20 protein-coding genes are annotated in these 18,556 nt (G+C 53.6%); 12 read left to right on the forward strand and 8 right to left on the reverse strand.

Features of this window, described 5'->3' with window-relative positions; translation table 11 throughout:
- Nucleotides 1-19: 19 nt before the first annotated feature.
- The 3 genes from FOC35_RS13935 to FOC35_RS13945 are packed head-to-tail and all read right to left on the reverse strand — an operon-like array spanning nt 20 to nt 3,474.
- A complete protein-coding gene (locus FOC35_RS13935) occupies nt 20-730 on the reverse strand; it encodes a cysteine hydrolase family protein (protein ID WP_172569201.1) in 711 nt (236 codons plus the stop codon).
- Entirely contained in the window at nt 723-2,033 is a 1,311-nt protein-coding gene (locus FOC35_RS13940) for a cytosine permease (protein WP_172569202.1), read from the reverse strand. The genes FOC35_RS13935 and FOC35_RS13940 overlap by 8 nt, the downstream gene beginning before the upstream one ends.
- Nucleotides 2,026-3,474, reverse strand: a complete 1,449-nt coding sequence (locus FOC35_RS13945) for an amidase (protein ID WP_172569203.1) — start codon at nt 3,472-3,474, stop codon at nt 2,026-2,028. The genes FOC35_RS13940 and FOC35_RS13945 overlap by 8 nt, the downstream gene beginning before the upstream one ends.
- Nucleotides 3,475-3,731: 257 nt before the next feature.
- On the opposite strand from FOC35_RS13945, the gene FOC35_RS13950 reads away from it, so the two are divergent.
- Nucleotides 3,732-3,953 carry a zinc ribbon domain-containing protein gene (locus tag FOC35_RS13950; RefSeq protein WP_172569204.1) on the forward strand — a complete coding sequence of 74 codons (222 nt, stop codon included), beginning with the start codon at nt 3,732-3,734 and terminating at the stop codon, nt 3,951-3,953.
- Between the two features lie 4 nt (nt 3,954-3,957).
- On the opposite strand, the gene xseA is transcribed toward FOC35_RS13950, so the two are convergent.
- Nucleotides 3,958-5,343, reverse strand: coding sequence for an exodeoxyribonuclease VII large subunit (gene xseA / locus FOC35_RS13955; protein WP_172569205.1), 1,386 nt, complete (start codon nt 5,341-5,343; stop codon nt 3,958-3,960).
- Nucleotides 5,344-5,512: 169 nt separating this feature from the next.
- On the opposite strand from xseA, the gene guaB reads away from it, so the two are divergent.
- The 8 genes from guaB to FOC35_RS13995 all read left to right on the forward strand — a co-directional run bounded on the left by guaB (nt 5,513) and on the right by FOC35_RS13995 (nt 12,642).
- Entirely contained in the window at nt 5,513-6,979 is a 1,467-nt protein-coding gene (gene guaB / locus FOC35_RS13960; protein WP_016537729.1) for an IMP dehydrogenase, read from the forward strand.
- 67 nt (nt 6,980-7,046) lie between these two features.
- Nucleotides 7,047-8,624, forward strand: coding sequence for a glutamine-hydrolyzing GMP synthase (gene guaA, locus FOC35_RS13965; protein WP_172569206.1), 1,578 nt, complete (start codon nt 7,047-7,049; stop codon nt 8,622-8,624).
- A 299-nt stretch (nt 8,625-8,923) separates the two neighbouring features.
- Nucleotides 8,924-9,403, forward strand: a complete 480-nt coding sequence (locus tag FOC35_RS13970; RefSeq protein ID WP_172569207.1) for an Hcp family type VI secretion system effector — start codon at nt 8,924-8,926, stop codon at nt 9,401-9,403.
- A 12-nt stretch (nt 9,404-9,415) separates the two neighbouring features.
- Nucleotides 9,416-9,817 (forward strand): tlde1 domain-containing protein, encoded by a 402-nt coding sequence (locus FOC35_RS13975; RefSeq protein ID WP_254065287.1) that lies wholly within the window; start codon nt 9,416-9,418, stop codon nt 9,815-9,817.
- Entirely contained in the window at nt 9,814-10,293 is a 480-nt protein-coding gene (locus tag FOC35_RS22760; RefSeq protein ID WP_254065288.1) for a hypothetical protein, read from the forward strand. Before FOC35_RS13975 ends, FOC35_RS22760 begins: the two co-directional genes overlap by 4 nt.
- A gap of 240 nt (nt 10,294-10,533) precedes the next feature.
- Complete coding sequence (locus tag FOC35_RS13985; protein WP_172569208.1) at nt 10,534-10,785, forward strand: helix-turn-helix transcriptional regulator; 252 nt, start codon at nt 10,534-10,536, stop codon at nt 10,783-10,785.
- 277 nt (nt 10,786-11,062) lie between these two features.
- Nucleotides 11,063-11,359 carry a helix-turn-helix domain-containing protein gene (locus FOC35_RS13990; RefSeq protein WP_172569209.1) on the forward strand — a complete coding sequence of 99 codons (297 nt, stop codon included), beginning with the start codon at nt 11,063-11,065 and terminating at the stop codon, nt 11,357-11,359.
- The gene (locus tag FOC35_RS13995; RefSeq protein ID WP_172569210.1) at nt 11,359-12,642 is read left to right on the forward strand and encodes a type II toxin-antitoxin system HipA family toxin; all 1,284 of its coding nucleotides are present in this window, start codon (nt 11,359-11,361) and stop codon (nt 12,640-12,642) included. The genes FOC35_RS13990 and FOC35_RS13995 overlap by 1 nt, the downstream gene beginning before the upstream one ends.
- Before the next feature lie 90 nt (nt 12,643-12,732).
- Here the strand turns inward: FOC35_RS13995 and FOC35_RS14000 are convergent, their stop codons facing one another.
- The 3 genes from FOC35_RS14000 to FOC35_RS14010 form a co-directional block, all read right to left on the reverse strand.
- The gene (locus FOC35_RS14000; RefSeq protein WP_172569211.1) at nt 12,733-13,140 is read right to left on the reverse strand and encodes a DUF2000 domain-containing protein; all 408 of its coding nucleotides are present in this window, start codon (nt 13,138-13,140) and stop codon (nt 12,733-12,735) included.
- 57 nt (nt 13,141-13,197) lie between these two features.
- Nucleotides 13,198-14,046, reverse strand: a complete 849-nt coding sequence (locus tag FOC35_RS14005; RefSeq protein ID WP_172569212.1) for an AraC family transcriptional regulator — start codon at nt 14,044-14,046, stop codon at nt 13,198-13,200.
- A gap of 106 nt (nt 14,047-14,152) precedes the next feature.
- Nucleotides 14,153-14,515: a helix-turn-helix domain-containing protein gene (locus FOC35_RS14010; protein ID WP_172569213.1), complete on the reverse strand. Its 363-nt coding sequence runs from the start codon at nt 14,513-14,515 to the stop codon at nt 14,153-14,155.
- Nucleotides 14,516-14,638: 123 nt separating this feature from the next.
- Here FOC35_RS14010 and FOC35_RS14015 point away from each other — a divergent pair, with 123 nt between their 5' ends.
- Together FOC35_RS14015 and FOC35_RS14020 are read left to right on the forward strand one after the other, a co-directional pair.
- Nucleotides 14,639-15,472 carry an enoyl-CoA hydratase/isomerase family protein gene (locus FOC35_RS14015; protein ID WP_172569214.1) on the forward strand — a complete coding sequence of 278 codons (834 nt, stop codon included), beginning with the start codon at nt 14,639-14,641 and terminating at the stop codon, nt 15,470-15,472.
- 95 nt (nt 15,473-15,567) lie between these two features.
- Complete coding sequence (locus FOC35_RS14020) at nt 15,568-16,773, forward strand: M24 family metallopeptidase (protein ID WP_172569215.1); 1,206 nt, start codon at nt 15,568-15,570, stop codon at nt 16,771-16,773.
- 51 nt (nt 16,774-16,824) lie between these two features.
- On the opposite strand, the gene FOC35_RS14025 is transcribed toward FOC35_RS14020, so the two are convergent.
- Nucleotides 16,825-17,442 carry a LysE family transporter gene (locus tag FOC35_RS14025; protein WP_172569216.1) on the reverse strand — a complete coding sequence of 206 codons (618 nt, stop codon included), beginning with the start codon at nt 17,440-17,442 and terminating at the stop codon, nt 16,825-16,827.
- 185 nt (nt 17,443-17,627) lie between these two features.
- Between FOC35_RS14025 and FOC35_RS14030 the strand changes: the two genes are divergently transcribed.
- The gene (locus FOC35_RS14030) at nt 17,628-18,548 is read left to right on the forward strand and encodes a LysR family transcriptional regulator (RefSeq protein ID WP_172569217.1); all 921 of its coding nucleotides are present in this window, start codon (nt 17,628-17,630) and stop codon (nt 18,546-18,548) included.
- Nucleotides 18,549-18,556: the final 8 nt, after the last annotated feature.

Raw genomic sequence — 18,556 nt, forward strand, 5'->3', positions numbered from 1 at the left:
GAGCACACTGGTTTAAGCGTTAAACGGCCAGCGCCGCTGTTGTTTTGCCCGCAAGCCCTTCCAGTAAAGTCTCTGAACTCGCCACAGCCCCAAAAATCCCCCCTTGCATATGAATCATGCCTAACGCCGCCTCGTGGTGCTTCAGCTCCGTTGCTGCACAGCAGTCGGTCAGCACCAGGCACTCAAACCCTCGGTCATTAGCTTCGCGCAGCGTGGTATGCACGCAGACGTCGGTTGTAATGCCGGTCAGGATCAGATTACGGATTCCCCGGCTGCGCAAAATCAGCTCCAGATCGGTAGCATAAAAAGAACCTTTCCCCGGTTTGTCGATAATCACTTCTCCCGGAAGCGGTGCCAGCTCGGGAATGATTTCCCAGCCCGGCTCTCCGCGAATCAGAATGCGGCCGCAGGGACCCTGAGCGCCTATTTCGGCGTTCATCCGTTTTGAGCGCCAGCGCTTGTTCGCCGGCAGGTCGCTTAAATCAGGGCGATGCCCCTCACGGGTATGAATAATCGGGAAGCCCAGCTCACGCATGCGGGCCAGCACACGTTGCAGGGGTTTTATCGGCGCGCGAGTCAGCGCGATGTCGTAGCCCATGCTGTCGACGTAGCCCCCTTTACCGCAGAAGTCTGTTTGCATATCTATGACGATAAGCGCGGTATCGCTGGTGCTGTAGCTGCCGTCAAACGGCCAGGCGTAGGGCGTTGAGTGAATAGCGTAATCAGGCATTTTTTTCCTCCAGCACGGTGACCGACGTTTCGCGTTTTAGCTTCATTATCAGGGTGTAGCTGGAGGCGGCGGTGACCAGGCCAATAACCGCTTCGCCAAACTGCGGGAACAGCAGGTGAGCTACCACGGCACAGAGGCTACCGATAGCCCATGCCGCAAAGGCGCCACCGCGCATGCGGCTTGTTTTACGGTTATGGCTAATTTTGGCCATAAAGATCAAATCAACGATCATTACCGCGCCAAACGGCGGAACAACAACCCCCAGCAGGCTCAGCCATTCCAGGAAATATGACCAGACGCCCGCAAGTGCTAACGCCCCGCCGATTGCGCCCAGAATCAGCGTCCACAGGCGCATTTTGCTGTGGAACAGATGGCTGTAGCCTACCGCGCCGTTGTACAGGCAGTGGGTACAGACAGAACCGAGGTTGATAAAGACAAACAGGCAGGCGATGGCCGACAGAATTTCACCGTGGCCCATCAGCATTGGCAGGAAGTTGCCGCCGCTGCTTGCCGGGTCAACGGCCGCCCCCACGGCAACTATAGCGACGCCGAAAAGATAAGAGATGACGTTGGCTACGGGGAAAGCTGAGAAAGCCGCAATGACCGCTGATTTGCCGTTTTTTGACCAGCGGGTGAAATCTGCCGTCATCGTGCCCGAGTCGGCAAAACCGGCGATAACCATTGTTACCGCCGTGCCCATGCTCATGGTGCCGACGGCTGCAGGGCTGCCGCGCCACTGGGTCATGGTGCTGAAATCGTGGGTCTGGCTAATCAGCCATAAGGCGACAAGCCCAAGCACCACGAACAGCGGAGCGGCAATCATGCCGAGCACCGACAGGGCACGTACCCCAAGGAAGGTGATGCCGGTGTAAAGCACGATGGCGAATGCGGTCACCGCCATGGCGTTCCAGCCGAAGGTCTGGTTAATCACGGTTCCGGTCAGGCCGGTCTGGAATGCGTACCAGCCAATCACCACGGTGGACAGAAATCCCGAAACCAAAATGTAGCCTTTGGTGCCGAAGGTTCGTTTTGCCTGTAAGGCGAAGTTCATGCCGGTATGCCCGGCAAACCAGCTTAGCGAGCCAACGTAGGCAAACAGCACCAGGTTGCCCAGCAGAATCGCAATGATGGCGGGCCAGAACCCGAGGGACCAACTGATAATGCCGCCAAACAGCGCGTTAGTGAGGATCATCGGGAAGCCAAACCACACCGCCGAGACGGAGCCTGTGGAGTGGCGATGGCTGAGCGGTACCGGCTCGTGTTCAAATTCCTGCTCCAGAGCAGGGGTGGACTTGTTATTCATGGGCAACTCCAGGCAAGGCGGGATAGAGATGATTCCATGGTTGAATGCGCTCGAAAGCGGCGCTTGCCGCGAGCACCAGGCCGTCGTCCAGGTGACGACCCACAATTTGCAGCCCAATCGGCAATCCGCTGGCGGTGAAACCAGCGGGAACGGAAGCGGCGGGCTGGCCGGTAAAATTGAAGGGGAAACAGAACGACAGCCAGTGGTCGCTCCTCACCATGCGGCCATCGATCATTTCCGGGCCTTGCATATTCAGCGGGAAAGGCGGCACGGCCAGCGTTGGCGTCAACAGCAGGTCGTAGCGCTGCATAAAGCGCCAAAGCTGGTTGCAGACTTTTTTGCGCGTGGTGTTGGCGTCGGTAAAAGTTTCTGCATGCCATTCGTGTTGCAGCATGGCGCTGAGGTGCGGCGACATTTTTGGCCCCAGTTCGGCCTGCATTTTACGCATGCCTGAAAGGTCGCTCTCAAAGGCGACAAGCGCAGCGAAAGAGGCCACTTCATCGGCGATCCCGGGGTCTACTTCATCCAGCTCTGCTCCAGACTCGCGTGCGAAACGGCGGGCGGCCTCGGTGGTAACCTGGCGTACTTCGGGATCGACGGCGATGTAGCCGAAATCGGCGCTAAACGCGATGCGCAGACCGCTCAGCGGTTTTTCTAACGCCGCCAGCCAGTCAACATCCGCGCTGGGGATAGAATGCCTGTCACGCATGTCCGGGCCAGCGATAACGGACATCATCAATGCGGCGTCCCTTACCGTGCGCGTCATCGGCCCCACGTGCTCGAGCGACTCCCAGCTGGAAACTCCCGGATAGCGCTCGTCACGGCAGCCGGGCCACAGCGGCACCCGGCCCATAGAGGCTTTCAGGCCATATACGCCGCAGTGCGCGGCAGGAATACGAACCGAACCTCCGCCGTCGCTGCCTAACGCTATCGGGCAGAGCCGCGCGGCGAGCGCTGCGCCTGAACCTGCGCTGGAGCCTCCTGGGGTTTTGCTCAGATCCCAGGGATTACGGGGCGAGGGAAATAATGGATTATGCCCAACGCCGCTGTAGCCAAACTCGGGCGCGGTCGTTTTACCCAGCAGAATGGCATCGGCGGCGAGCAGGCGTTCAACGCAGATATCGTCGTCTTCCGGGATAAAATCCTTATAGGCAGCGGAACCCGAGGTTGTTCGTACCCCGGCAGTAGAGATCAGGTCTTTAACCGCCAGAGGCACACCTGCCAGCGGGCCCAATACTTGCCCATCAGAACGTTTAGCATCGACGGCATCAGCCTGCGCCAGGGCGAGCTCCGGCGTGGCGGTGCAAAATGCCTGAATATAAGGCTCCCGCTGCTCCAGCCGGTTAATTGCCGCCTGGGTTAATTCCCGCGCGGAAACCTCGCCGCAGCGAACTAACGCTGCAAGAGTGGTCGCATCTTTATCCAACAATTTATCAAACATCGGGGGGCTCCCAGGTTAGCTGCACAAGGGAGCCATTCAATTACCATGCCAAAGGGTTCAAAAAACTGAAGGCTAAGGCGCGGTGCCGTCTGGGATACCAGGCTGGATACAAGCGTGCGTAAACGGAAGGTGAGGTTGGGCAAAAATGGTGCATTAATGCGCTAAATTTGCCTGTCCTTTGCACAGTGCCGGAGTGAGTCCATTTTAACGCTATGGGTATATAATGGTTCCCATTAATGACTTAGCGGGAGGGAAGAATGATGGTGAATTGCCCGGCGTGTAAAAACGAACTGAAACAAACGGACGGGGGCGCTCGCTGTGAGCCCTGCGCCAAAGATTTCCGCCTGGAGGCACTCTGCCCGGACTGCCATAAACCTTTACAGGTGCTGAAAGCGTGTGGTGCGGTGGATTATTTCTGCCAGAACGGCCATGGGCTGATTTCTAAAAAGCGCGTGGAGTTTGTTCCCGTCGCGCTCTGAGTTCTTACTCGTCTTTCGCCGCTGGCTTACGCTTACGCGGCGCTTTCACCGGTTTGATGCCCGTAACCTGACTCTCGACCCAGCCGTCGTCCAGGCGCGTGGTTAGCGTGTCTCCGGACTTCACCTGTTTGGTTTTCTTCAGCAGCTTGCCGTCTTCGGCCGTAGTGACGCTATAGCCACGCGCCAGAGTTGCCAGCGGGCTAACCGCCTCAAGCTGCGCCAGGGCGGTGCCAAAGCGTTGTTTTGTCTGGCTGAGCTGAGCGCTTACTAACTGCGACAGGCGGTATTCAAGCTGTTGTAACCGAGACTGGGCGCGATGAAGGCGCGGCTGAGGTTGCTGCTGATTAAGACGCTGAGCCAAGCGCTGCTGCTGCTGGTTGGCACGGCGAACTTTTCCGTCTATTGCCACATTCAGCCGCTGGCGCAGGCGCTCAAGCGTGGTTTGCTGGCGGGCTAAACGCAGCTGAGGATGCTGCTGTTGCAGGCGGTGGTGCAGGCGCGTAAAGCGCTGAGTGCGCTGCGCCAGATAATAATCCATCGCCATTTCCATGCGCTGCTGCTGGGACTGGATTTGGCGCAGTAATTCTACCTGATTACGGCTAACAATCTCCGCCGCGGCGGAAGGCGTTGGCGCACGTAAATCAGCGACAAAATCGGCGATTGTGAGGTCAGTTTCATGCCCTACGGCGCTAACGACCGGGATCTTGCTTGCGAAAATTGCCCGTGCAACCCGCTCATCATTGAAGCTCCACAAATCTTCCAGCGAGCCGCCGCCGCGCCCGACAATCAGCACGTCGCATTCATTACGCAGGTTAGCAAGTTCAATAGCTCGCACGATTTGCAGCGGGGCGTCTGCGCCCTGAACGGCGGTTGGATAGATAATGACCGGCAGGGACGGATCGCGGCGCTGTAATACTTGCAGCACGTCGTGCAGGGCCGCACCGGTTTTAGAGGTAATAACCCCGACCTGGCGAGCGGGAACGGGCAGCGGCTGTTTGTGTACCTGGTCGAACAGTCCCTCGGCGCTCAACTTCTGCTTGAGCTGCTCGTACTGCTGCTGCAACAGCCCTTCACCGGCAGGCTGCATGCTTTCGACGATGATTTGGTAATCGCCGCGCGGTTCGTAAAGCGTGATGTTGGCGCGGACTAAAACCTGCTGCCCGTGCTGCGGGCGGAACGTTACCCTGCGGTTACTGTTGCGGAACATCGCGCAGCGAACCTGGGCGGTATCGTCTTTCAGCGTGAAGTACCAGTGGCCGGAAGAGGGCTGGCTGAAGTTGGAAATTTCACCGCTGATCCAGACCTGACCCATCTCCTGCTCCAGCAGCAGACGCACCGTCTGATTCAGGCGTGAAACGGTATAAATTGAGGGAGAATTTTGTGTCGGCATGTGAGCTGGATCAAATTTTAAATCAGCAGGTTAATAGGTCGATACTACCTTCCGTTTCGCCATTAGCAAGGAGTTTTGCGAAAAAAGTGTGGATGCAATCGCTTACGCTCTGTATAATGCCGCGGCAATATTTTATCTGTTCTCATTCACCCCAGGTTGAGATATTGCCATGCTACGTATCGCTAAAGAAGCACTGACGTTTGACGACGTTCTCCTCGTTCCAGCTCACTCTACTGTTCTGCCGAACACGGCCGATCTCGGCACCCAACTGACCAAAACTATTCGTCTGAATATCCCTATGCTGTCCGCAGCGATGGATACCGTGACGGAAGCGCGTCTGGCTATCGCCCTGGCGCAGGAAGGCGGTCTTGGTTTCATCCACAAAAATATGTCGATTGAACGCCAGGCAGAAGAAGTAAAGCGCGTTAAAAAACACGAAAGTGGCGTGGTAACCGACCCGCAAACCGTGCTGCCAACCACCACCCTGCGTGAAGTGAAAGAGTTAACCGAGCGTAACGGCTTTGCCGGTTACCCGGTAGTCACCGAAGAAAACGAACTGGTCGGCATCATCACCGGCCGCGACGTGCGCTTCGTAACCGACCTGAGCCAGCCTGTTAGCGTGTATATGACTCCGAAAGAGCGTCTGGTTACCGTTAAAGAAGGCGAAGCCCGCGACGTTGTGCTGTCAAAAATGCACGAAAAACGCGTTGAGAAAGCGCTGGTTGTTGACGGCGGGTTCCACCTGCTGGGCATGATCACCGTTAAAGACTTCCAGAAAGCAGAGCGTAAACCTAACGCCTGTAAAGACGAGCAGGGCCGTCTGCGTGTTGGGGCTGCGGTTGGCGCAGGCGCAGGCAACGAAGAGCGTGTTGACGCGCTGGTCGCCGCTGGCGTTGATATTCTGCTGATTGACTCCTCTCACGGCCACTCCGAAGGCGTTCTGCAACGTATTCGTGAAACCCGTGCTAAATATCCTGACCTGCAAATCATCGGCGGTAACGTAGCAACCGCCGCTGGCGCTCGCGCCCTGGCAGAAGCTGGCTGTAGCGCTGTTAAGGTCGGCATCGGTCCTGGCTCCATCTGTACCACTCGTATCGTAACCGGCGTTGGCGTTCCGCAGATTACTGCCGTGGCTGATGCGGTTGAAGCGCTGGAAGGCACCGGTATTCCGGTTATCGCCGACGGCGGTATCCGTTTCTCCGGCGACATCGCCAAAGCTATTGCCGCTGGCGCAGCTGCGGTAATGGTTGGCGGCATGCTGGCAGGTACCGAAGAGTCTCCGGGCGAAATCGAACTCTACCAGGGCCGTGCTTTCAAATCCTACCGCGGCATGGGTTCTCTGGGCGCGATGTCCAAAGGCTCTTCCGACCGTTACTTCCAGACCGACAACGCAGCAGACAAACTGGTACCGGAAGGTATCGAAGGCCGCGTGGCTTATAAAGGCCGCCTGAAAGAGATCGTTCACCAGCAGATGGGCGGCCTGCGTTCCTGTATGGGCCTGACCGGCTGTGGTACTATCGACGCGCTGCGTACCAAAGCGGAATTCGTACGCATCAGCGGTGCGGGTATTCAGGAAAGTCACGTTCACGACGTGACCATCACTAAAGAGTCTCCGAACTACCGCATGGGCTCCTGATTTCACTAGCCCGGCCACGCGCCGGGCTCTTTATATTCTCGTTTCACTTGCCTCGGAATTAACGTCAATGACGGAAAACATTCATAAACATCGCATCCTGATCCTCGACTTCGGTTCTCAGTACACTCAGCTGGTGGCGCGCCGCGTCCGTGAGCTGGGCGTTTACTGCGAACTGTGGGCATGGGATGTTACCGAAGCTCAAATTCGTGAGTTCAACCCAAGCGGCATTATTCTCTCCGGCGGCCCGGAAAGCACCACCGAAGAGAACAGCCCGCGCGCCCCTGAGTATGTGTTTACAGCTGGCGTGCCGGTGTTTGGCGTGTGCTACGGCATGCAGACCATGGCAATGCAGCTTGGCGGCCACGTTGAAAGCTCTACCGAGCGTGAATTTGGCTATGCGCAGGTTGAAGTTAAAACCGACAGCGCCCTGGTTCGCGGCATCGAAGACTCTCTGAGCGCTGCCGGCCAGCCGCTGCTGGACGTGTGGATGAGCCACGGTGATAAAGTTACCGCCATCCCGTCCGACTTCGTGACCGTTGCCAGCACCGAGACCTGCCCGTTTGCCATTATGGCCAACGAAGAAAAACGCTTCTACGGCGTGCAGTTCCACCCGGAAGTGACCCATACCCGTCAGGGCCAGCGTCTGCTGGAGCGTTTTGTTCTGGAAATCTGCGGCTGCGAAGCGCTGTGGACCCCGGCAAAAATCATCGAAGACGCTATTGTCCGCATCCGCGAGCAGGTCGGTAACGACAAAGTTATCCTCGGCCTGTCCGGCGGCGTTGACTCCTCCGTAACCGCGATGCTGCTGCACCGCGCCATCGGTAAAAACCTGACCTGCGTGTTCGTGGACAACGGCCTGCTGCGCCTGAACGAAGCCGCTCAGGTAATGGACATGTTCGGCGACCACTTTGGCCTGAACATCGTTCACGTTGAAGGCGAAGAGCGCTTCCTGACCGCGCTGGCGGGCGAGAACGACCCGGAAGCCAAGCGTAAGATCATCGGCCGCGTGTTCGTTGAAGTGTTCGACGAAGAAGCGCTGAAGCTGGAAGACGTTAAGTGGCTGGCGCAGGGCACCATCTACCCTGACGTTATCGAGTCTGCTGCTTCTGCGACCGGCAAAGCGCACGTCATCAAATCTCACCACAACGTGGGCGGCCTGCCGAAAGAGATGAAGATGGGCCTGGTTGAACCGCTGCGTGAGCTGTTCAAAGACGAAGTGCGTAAAATCGGCCTCGAGCTGGGCCTGCCGTACGACATGCTTTACCGCCACCCGTTCCCGGGCCCTGGTCTCGGCGTTCGTGTGCTGGGCGAAGTGAAAAAAGAGTACTGCGACCTGCTGCGCCGCGCCGATGCTATCTTCATTGAAGAGCTGCACAAAGCCGACCTGTACAACAAAGTGAGCCAGGCGTTCACCGTGTTCCTGCCGGTCCGTTCCGTGGGCGTAATGGGCGATGGCCGCAAGTACGACTGGGTTGTTTCCCTGCGTGCGGTAGAAACCATCGACTTTATGACCGCGCACTGGGCGCACCTGCCGTACGACTTCCTCGGCCGCGTGTCCAACCGCATCATCAACGAAGTGAACGGCATCTCCCGCGTGGTTTACGATATTTCTGGTAAACCGCCTGCCACGATTGAGTGGGAATAATCACTCTCTTAGTTGTGTAAAGTGCTTAGAGGCCCGCTTAAGTAAAGTGGGCCTCTAAATTTAGACAAGACTCAAATTAATATATTTTGCTCTTTTCTTTATTTTAAAGGAGGGGCAACGGATTATTATACGTCCTCCTCCATTTCCGCCATTTAGCTTTACCCAGCCCAATGTCGTATCAATAATTTGAAGTTATCGCTCATTTATTCTGGTGGTTTATTTCGCTTGATGTAAATCAATTGGTTGTGCGGTTTCTTCTGTAAGTTTAATTATCTGATTCTATATCGAGGTTTAATAACATGGCAATTCCAGCTTATCTTTGGTTAAAGGACGATGGCGACGCGGATATTAAAGGCTCTGTTGATGTTCAGGACAGAGAGGGAAGTATTGAAATACTTAGTTTCATGCATGGCCTAAGCATACCTACTGATTCCCATACGGGAAAACTCACAGGAACTCGCGTTCACAGCGCATTGGAATTTGAAAAAGAGTTTGACTCTTCCAGTCCGTATCTTTATAAGGCAGCCCCTTCTGGGCAAACCCTCAAGTCAGCCGAAATAAAATGGTACAGGATTAACTATGCTGGTCAGGAAGAAGAATACTTCAATATGTTGCTTGAAGCCGTTAAAGTAGTTTCTGTTAATCCTCTCATGCATAATATTAAATCAATTGAAAACATCAATCATCTTGAGTCAGTAACGCTCAGGTATGAAAAAATTACATGGAAGTATTGTGATGGAAATATTCAGCATTCCGATTCATGGAAGGAGCGAGCCTAATTTAATGGGTTTATGACACAGGCTTTTATCGGTATATTAAAAGGAGGTAATGTGACCTGGGTTTATGATGTAAGAAAAAAATCATTCTCGCAAAATGGAGAGTATAAGTTTAATGCTCTATATGCCGGTGCTGATGGCTATAAAGACGACCCGGCATTAGAGTGCGAACAAAATAAAGGGCCTTTACCCAGAGATAAGTATAGGATTGGAAATCCTATCGCGAAACATCCGACTGCCGAACGATTTGTTATTCGATTAACACCTTATGCTGGAAATAATATGTGTGGGCGTGCAGGATTCCTTATTCACGGAGATAATGGCTATGGTACAGCTTCTAATGGATGTATTGTGGCCTCCTTTGATGTTAGAAGAAAAATTGCAGATAGTCTGGATAAGGAGCTGATAGTGAGATGAAAAAACTTATTCCAACGGCTTTGTTATTTATTGTGTCATCGTGCACTTCAAATAATGTGAATTCCACAGAGCAAGTATTATTTAATAAAGTCGTTTTCGCAATAAAATCCGCTGATATGAAAAAACTTTCAGAGCCTGATTATGATGATGTATCTACATACCTCTCTAATGGCGAGGCGCGCTGGGTAGAGTTATACCCTAAATTAAATAAAGAGCCATTTCTTGGTATGACTTCCTTTCAGGAAGGATTGAATATAGCAATGGCTTATGCACTTTCTGTTAATCCATCTGAGATATTGAAGTTTGTTAATAGTAGTAACGTTGACTATATATGTGGTATTCCATTCATCGAGCCCACGCAGGACGAAATTGATTCCTATTATTTGAAGGCTAGTGCTGCGCTTAAAAAATTAACATCTGAAAGTCATTGGAAAGAAAAATGTCTCTCTACATTAACGAGTGCGATGAACAAATGAGTTAACGTTTTTGCGGACTGTCATTTTGCTTATTTAATGATAGCTGGCATATGTATCTTGTGATCTGTTAAAACCATATCTAATACATGGAAACTCTCTCATATCCTTCTTCGTGGTTATTTCCTTTTAACGTGATCTGTAGCGTAAAAAACTTACTTATGTGACTCATAGTCCGTGGAGTATGCCGCAAACAAAGGCGATGCTTATCCGTGTTGAAACATTAAATACGGAGGGAAAAGTATGAAGGCTCAGGACTGGCATCCAGCAGATATCATTGCCGGAGTGAAGAAGAAAGGAACGTCGCTGGCGGCAATTTCAAGGCGGGCAGGGCTGGCGTCATCTACGCTGGCAAATGCGTTAACCCGACGCTGGCCGAAGGGGGAGCGGCTTATTGCCGAAGCACTGGATAAGCCGCCGGAAGAGATCTGGCCTTCGCGCTACCAGGCTTTGAATACTGGAGCGGTGGAGCAAGACGGGCAGGGGAATATTTAGCCTGACTATGATTGAACTCTGCTATGCGAAGTTTGTTCCTGCAACCTAAGGGCAATAGCTATGTTATTGCTTTTACTTATTTTTAAATCAATAAATTACATGCCATTATTTCTGTGGTTTAATGGTCCATATAAGACCTTTTATTCTATTTTTATCGATAAAATTGGTCATAAATGACCTTTTTTGATTTTTATTTGAAATGGTCATTTATGACCCTTTGAGTACATTTGAATGTTATAATGATTCATATGTGAACACTTTATAGTAAAGGCAAAAAATGTCTTTTATGCATCTGCTTTATACCCCGGCAGAAGTGGCTCAGCAGGTGGGGAGTAACGCAAAAACGCTTCGTCTTGCGAAAAATCTTTCCCGAAAGACACTTGCTGAAAAAGCGGGTGTCTCAGAGTCTACTATCAAGCGATTCGAAACTACCGGGGTGATTACTCTGGAAGCGATGATCCTGCTGGCTACCGCGCTGGATGAGTTGCCATCCGTGACCAGACTTTTCAAACAAGAGCATCCGCATTCTATTGAAGAACTCAAGAATGCCAGGCGCAAGCGGGGGATGAAATAATGGCGAAGGTATTGAAACACGTAGAAGCGTTGACCGTGCTGAAAGAAGGCATAAAAGTTGGAGAGCTCTATAAGGCTGAGGGAAAAGGGATTTACTTCGCCTACGATCGGGAATGGCTCGCTGATGGGTTCAATCTCTCGCCTTTGACCATGAAATGGGATGACAAACCTCAACTTGCCGCAGATTCTCGTTTATTTGAAGGTCTCCATGGGCCTTTTGCGGATTCCTTGCCGGATGGTTGGGGGATGTTGTTGATGGATCGGTTTTTCAGCAGCATTTATGGAGACGGTTCCCATCGGACCCTTACTCCTCTTGATCGCCTTGCCTACATGGGGGAACGAGGTATGGGGGCTTTTGAATATCAGCCTAAAACAGACAGTACCGCATCGTCTGGCCCGGTGAGCCTCTGCGAGCTCTATGAGGCGTCGATTGACGTTCAGCAGGGGGAAACTGCAGCAGTATTAAATAAACTGCGGCTGGCGGGTGGATCTCCCGGTGGCGCAAGGCCTAAAGCTATAGTCGCATTGTCTGAAAATGGGGAAGAGGCTTCGTCAGCCTTTGGTTCTCTTCCGGAAGGCTACCAACACTGGATAGTTAAATTCAGGGCGTTGGATGAGCCGGTTGAGACCGGAGGAATTGAGTTTGCCTACGCTGAAATGGCCAGAGATGCCGGAGTAATAATGGCTGAGTCCAGTCTTCTGAATATGCAAATGCCCGAAGGAGCGGTCGAGAACTTTTTTGCCACAAAGCGCTTCGATCGTAAAGGTAATCGTAAGATTCACATGATGACCGTGTCCGCACTTGTTTATGCTGATTTCAGAACACTTTCATCCGTTAGTTATCCGGACTTGCTGAAGCTGACGCAGGAAATGACTAAAGACTCTAAAGAGGTTGAAAAGATGGCGCGGCTGATGATTTTTAATGCTCTGTCGCATAATCATGACGACCACGCAAAAAACTTCGCATTTCTTTGCCATGAATCCACAGAGCCAGGTGAAAAGGAGCGCTGGATGCTGGCTCCTGCTTATGATTTAACATTTTCGAACGCAATGGGGGAGCACACTACTGATTTTGGCGGGCGCACGCCGGGTAAGCCCACCAGAAAAAGGATTCTGGAGATCTGTCGCGATTATAAATACCTCAAACCAGAGGAGTATATCGAACAGACCCTGGCTGCGTTGTCAAAGTGGAGAGAGGTGTTCGACAGGTTGAATATCCCCCAGAAGGCAGGAGAAGGTATTTTCAATGTACTGAAAAAGCGGCATCAGGATTTTGAAGCCTGAGCGGATAGACTTTCTGCTGATGCGCAATATTGATGTAAAAACTAAGCCCGCATGATTGTCGCAGCGGGCTTTTTTGTCTCTGGATCTGGTTTACTTATGCAGCGCCAACCCCTTTATCACCTTATCCACCACCTTCTTCGGGCCGCGCATCGCCAGGCCGACCAGGTTCATGTTGTCGGCATTTTCCGCTTTAAAGACTTCCCGGTTGGCTTCGTCATGTCCGGTGGAAAACATGGCGTGCACGTAAGGGATCAGGGTGAGCTCGCGCTCCAGGCCTTTGCGGTGAGCGGTTTGCAGCCCGGCGAGATCGGATTCGAAAATCAGCATCGGCTGGCCGGACAAATTGCCGTATTCACGGCCTTTTGCGTCCACGTATGGCGCACCCATGATTTCCGGGGAGGCGGCTGCCACTCCGGTGCCGAGAAACGCCACTACGTTCAGGCGCTGCCAGGTGGGTAAATCGTCGCGTACGATAAAGGCAATTTTGGTATCAAACATCTGTCCTGCTTCTCCGTTCATCTTTCGGGGAAGACATCATCGGAGATAGCAGGGCGGTCAGTATAGAACGTTTGTGCAGCGGCGCTGGTAGGCGACGGGGGAGAGGCGATAGGCGCGCTGGAACCAGCGTCCCATGTGGCTTTGGTCGGCAAATCCGGTTTGCGAGGCGACCAGCGCAGGCTCTTTCCCTTGGGCCAGTAGCGCCCGGGCAGTGCGCAGGCGAAGCCGCACAAGGTAAGCGTGAGGCGACTGACCAAAAGCCTGCTTAAACTGGCGGTTGAGCCGGAACCTGTCGATGCCGGAGTGCAGGGCGAGTTCGCCCAGGCCGATGTCCAGATGCATACGATCGTGAAGAAAATCCCTGACTTCATACATTTGCCTGAGCGCATCGTTTGAGGCCGAAGGCGGCCTGATGCTGATGTGGCGTGAAAGCAGGGCGACAAGGTGGTCGAGCGTCTGGTCGCGGGCGAGTTGGCCTTCTCGATGGTGGACGGCAAAAAACGCCTGCCGGATAGCAATGCTGAGCTGCGGGTCGTCCGCCAGGGTGTTATGGAAGGCGGCTTCCAGCGTGGAGATATTGCCCAGCCCACGGCGCTGCATGTTCTCGCTCACCCAGGCCTGGGGCAGGTAGAGCATCGCGTAGGTAAAGCCTTCGGCTTCGGGTGCGTGGCCGTCGTGCACCGCGCCCGGTTCAATCAGAATGGCTCTGCCCGGATGGCTGGTGTGCGTGGCGCGGTGGCAGTTAAAGCGCTGGAGCCCTTGCTGCGTCACGCCGACAAGCACTTCGTCGTGATCGTGCGCGTCATAAGCGTGGCCGGAGAAATGGGCATTAATGCTCTCTATGCCGCTCTCTTCATCGCGGTTGATATCAACCCAGTCACTGCTCGTTTTGTCGCGCGTTGTCATCCATCTGGTCTCGTAGCTATCGTGAAGAAAACTGTTTTCTCAAAAGTTAACATGCTCGATAACCCCAAACTGCATTCCCTGCAGGCCATGTTTTTTGGAGGGTAATTTACTCACTCTCAGCGTCATACAGCTTCTGGCAGCGCTGGATGGTGTCTATATTTTCCAGCGTCCAGTTAAACAGGCGTGAGAAAGGCTCCTGCAAGGATTGTCCTAGCGGCGTCAGTGAATATTCCACGCCGAGCACCCGGCCATCCAAAACTCTGCGTTTGACCATGCCGTTGCGTTCCAGCTTGCGCAGCGTCTGCGTCAGGACTCGCTGCGTCACGCCATCCAGCCTTCGCTTAATGGCGTTAAAACGCTGCGGTTCTCGCAGCACTTCCAGCACCATCATTGACCATTTATCGGCTATCTGATCGAGCACGATACGGCTTGGGCAGTCTGCCCGGTAAACAGTTTCAGTCTTAACCATAGGTATCCTCCAGCATCCCTGGGATGTTTAAGGTGCGTAATTGACGCCAGGTATCCAAAATATACTATCTGGGGAATGGTGAAAATACGACCTCGCTCTTTCCAGATAATAAAGGAAACCCCGATGATAAAGACAAATTACAGCAAACTCCTGATCTCTCAGCGTAATGGCGTGTTGACGGTGACGATCAATAATCCTCCGGTGAATGTTCTTGATGTCGCGCTAATGTCCGAGCTCACTCATGTTCTGCTTTCTGCGAGGAACGATCCGGCTGTCCATGTTTTAGTTTTTGATAGTGCCATTCCAGAATTCTTTATTGCTCATGTTGATATGACGCTGATTGATGAGCCTCACGCCTTCGATGAACTGGCGAAGGCTGCTCCTGATGGGCTTAATCCTTTCCAGGCTTTTGGTGAACTCTTACGTAGCCAGCCGCAGGTTACCATCATTAAGCTGGCCGGCCTGGCGCGAGGCGGTGGCGCTGAGTTTGTTGCCGCAGCGGATATGGCATTTGCCGCAGAAAAACGGGCAGGGCTTGCTCAGTGTGAAGCATTAATGGGTATCGTTCCTGGCGGCGGGGCGACGCAATATCTATCCGATAGGATGACGCGAGGAAGAGCGCTTGAAGTGGTGCTGGGTGCGGATCTTATTGAGGCCAAACTGGCGGAGCGATATGGCTGGATCAACCGGGCATTATCTGATGATGAACTGGACTCTTTTGTCGAGAGACTAGCGGATAACATAGCCAGCCTGCCTGAAGGCGTGATTGAGGCGGCGAAAAAAGCTATCCCGGCTTCCGATCTTCAGGAAGGGTTCCACCATGAACACGATGCCTGGGCTGGACTCTTCGCGCGGCCTGCGGCAGAGAGGTTGATCCGTGGCGGACTGAAGGCCGGGGCGCAAACCGTAGAGGGAGAAATAAGGCTCGAAAGCCTGCTGCGCGAGCTTAGTATCTAACTAAAAAGCCCGCTATATAAATCCCTTTTGATCTGCTAAAACATCTGGCGGCCTGACTACGGCAAAAGTTAAACAAGACTGAGGTAAAGAGCACCATGAATAAAGCAGATCATCTCCAGGCGGTCACGGCCAAAGCCAGAGCAATCATGGCCCGGAACAATATTGAGGCTCTGGTGGTGACCACCCCGGACAACTTTTGCCATGTCACCGGTTTTGCCAGTTTCTTTATGTACACCTTTCGCCATACCGGCGCGGCGCTGGCGGTCATTTTCCGGGATGAAAATCTACCCTCATTGATCGTAATGAACGAGTTCGAGGCCGCCGGGTTGCAGTTTGATCTGGCGAATTATGAGCTGAAGACCTTCCCGGTTTGGGTGGATGTCGATGAGCCTTTTAACCCGCAGCGGGTGGTGAAAGAACGGCCAATTGGCCCGCCGGTTGAGGCGGTTTTCACTCTCCTCAAATCCACGTTAGCGGACGCAGGCGTGCTGGATAAAAACATCGCTATCGAGCTGAATGCGATGAGCAACTGCGGCAAGCTGACCCTGGATAAGACGATCCCGAATTTATGGCTGGTGGATTCAACGGCAATCTTCAACGAACTGCGGATGGTCAAAAGCCCGTGGGAGATAGCCTTCCTGCGTAAAAGCGCACAGATCACCGAATATGGCATCAGTGAGGCCTTTAAGGCGATTGGCGAGGGCTGTTCGGCTTGGGATCTCACCGCCGCCTATAAAGCGGCCGTGATGCAGCACCCGGAGACGAACCTTTCGCGCTTTCATTTGATCTCGGTGGGCGATGATTTTGCGCCCAAACTCATTCCGAGCCGTGAACCCGTTAAATCGGGGGATTTAATCAAATTTGACTGCGGCGTGGATGTGGCCGGTTATGGCGCGGATTTGGCGCGTACCGTGGTGTTCGGCCAGCCTACGGCAATGGCTGAGCGAATCTACCAGACCATTTTACAGGGCCATGAGCACATGCTTAGCCTGATTGGCCCGGGCGTGAAGCTCAGCCACGTATTCAACGATACGATGAGCAAAATCAAAGCCAGTGGTTTGCCCCATTATAACCGGGGGCATTTAGGGCATGGCGATGGGCTGTTCCTGGGCCTGGAAGAGGCGCCTTTCATCAGCGCTGCTGCCACCGAAACCTTTGAACCGGGAATGGTTTTCAGCGTTGAAACGCCTTACTACGGCATCGGGGTTGGGGCTATCATGTTGGAAGATATGTTGCTGATAACCGACGACGGCTATGAGCTATTTAGCCAGCTACCCCGGGAGTTGCGGCGTTTTGAATAAGCTCAATGCGGGGCGTTAATCAGCCCCGCTATTTTCGCTTAGTCATGAGCATCAGCTAAAAAATGCCAGCTTAAAGGCAAACAGCGCCAGGAACAGGCCGGTGGCTTTCTCCAGCAGGTAGACCATGCCGGGGCGAGTACGGACCTTTTCGGCAAGCGACGTGGTCAGAAAAATCATTATCGAACAATAGATAAAGGTCAGCGCGGCGGCGGTACCTGCAAGAATCGCGAACGTTGGGATCCCCAAACTGCTTGCCGGGTCGATAAACAGCGGCAGGAACATCACGTAAAACAAAATGGGTTTGGGGTTCATCAGGGTGATGACCAGGCCCTGTAAAAACGGCGTTCTTTTGCCTGTCACCGGCGGCGGCGGAGCGCCGGTTTTTGCCTTCATCAGCAGTTGCGCACCCATCCACAGCAGGTAAGCGGCACCCAGCCATTTAATCACCAGGAAAACGTGAGGCGAGGACTCAAGCAGCGCTGCCACGCCCGCAATGGCAAGCCACAGCAGCACCTGGTCACCCAGCAATATTCCCATCAGGCAGAGGTAGCCGCTGCGCGCGCCGCCTTTGCTGGCGCTGGTTATCAGGATCAGATTGCCGGGGCCGGGAATGATTAACAGCAGGATGAAAGAGACGACAAAGGTGCCGTAATGGATGATGCCGGGCATGCTCAGGTTTTCCTTAAAAGTGCTTGGTTCAGGTGGTGCGTTCTTGCTTTTATGCGCCGTACTGGCTGGCTTTATGATGGGAAAGAAGGCCGATAGGCGGCAACCGAAAACCGTGATATGTTTTCCTTATCTATGAAGAAATTCGATTTGTCGAAGCATGCCTCTTCCAATAACTGACTGAAAATATGGCCGGAATAAAGCTGAATCAGCTGGAAATGCTGATAGCTGTAGTTGAAAACAATGGTTTTAGCGCCGCAGCCGCAGCATTGGGCTGTACTCAGTCGCGCATCAGCCATGCCATTGCCGAGCTGGAACAACACCTGAACGTGCGTCTGTTGCACCGCTCGCGCAGCGGCTGTGCCCCAACTGTCGCCTGCGCGCAGATCCTCAAAGCTGCGAAAAAAATCATGCAGCTGCTGGACGGCATTGAGCAGACGGCGGCGGAAGCGCCGCAGCTCGCCGGGCGCGTACGCGTGGCCTGTTTTCGCAGCGCGACGGCCAACCTGCTGCCGCCGTATTTTGAGGCGCTCGCCACGGCCTTGCCCGATATCCATCTGGATATTGATGACAGCGCGACGGAATACCATCACCTCAACGACGCGGTTGTGTCCGGGCGGGCGGACATCGGCATTACCATCCAGGGCTACCCGGACTCGCTGCACGGCGTGCCGTACATCAGCGACCCGTATGTGCTTATGCTGCCGCGCAGTTTTCGGTTACAACAGCCCTTTAACTGGCATCAGCTGGAAAAGCTGCCGTTTATTCAACCCAGCGCAAATACGTTAAATCCCGCTGTTGAACGCTGCCGCGAAATGGGGCTGCGTAACGAGGTTGTTCATAAACTTGCCAGCGATAGCGGCATAGTCGGGCTGGTGAACCAGGGGCTGGGCTTCTCCATTATGCCGTGGCTTTCCGTGCTGCCGGTGCCGGAGAATATGCGCATTCTGGATTTGCCCCAGCCTCTGCGCCGCCACCTGTTCATCGTTACGCGCCCTGAGCTACGCCATGACAAAGTGATCGCCACGCTGATTAACTTCCTGCGCGATAAGGCGCTGATCCGTACGACCAGCGTCTGGCGCTCGGGCATGCTGGCTTTCGATTACTGATCGGCTTC

It is taken from the genome of Cedecea sp. FDAARGOS_727 (assembly GCF_012273235.1).
GTDB classification, from domain to species: Bacteria; Pseudomonadota; Gammaproteobacteria; order Enterobacterales; family Enterobacteriaceae; genus Cedecea; species Cedecea davisae.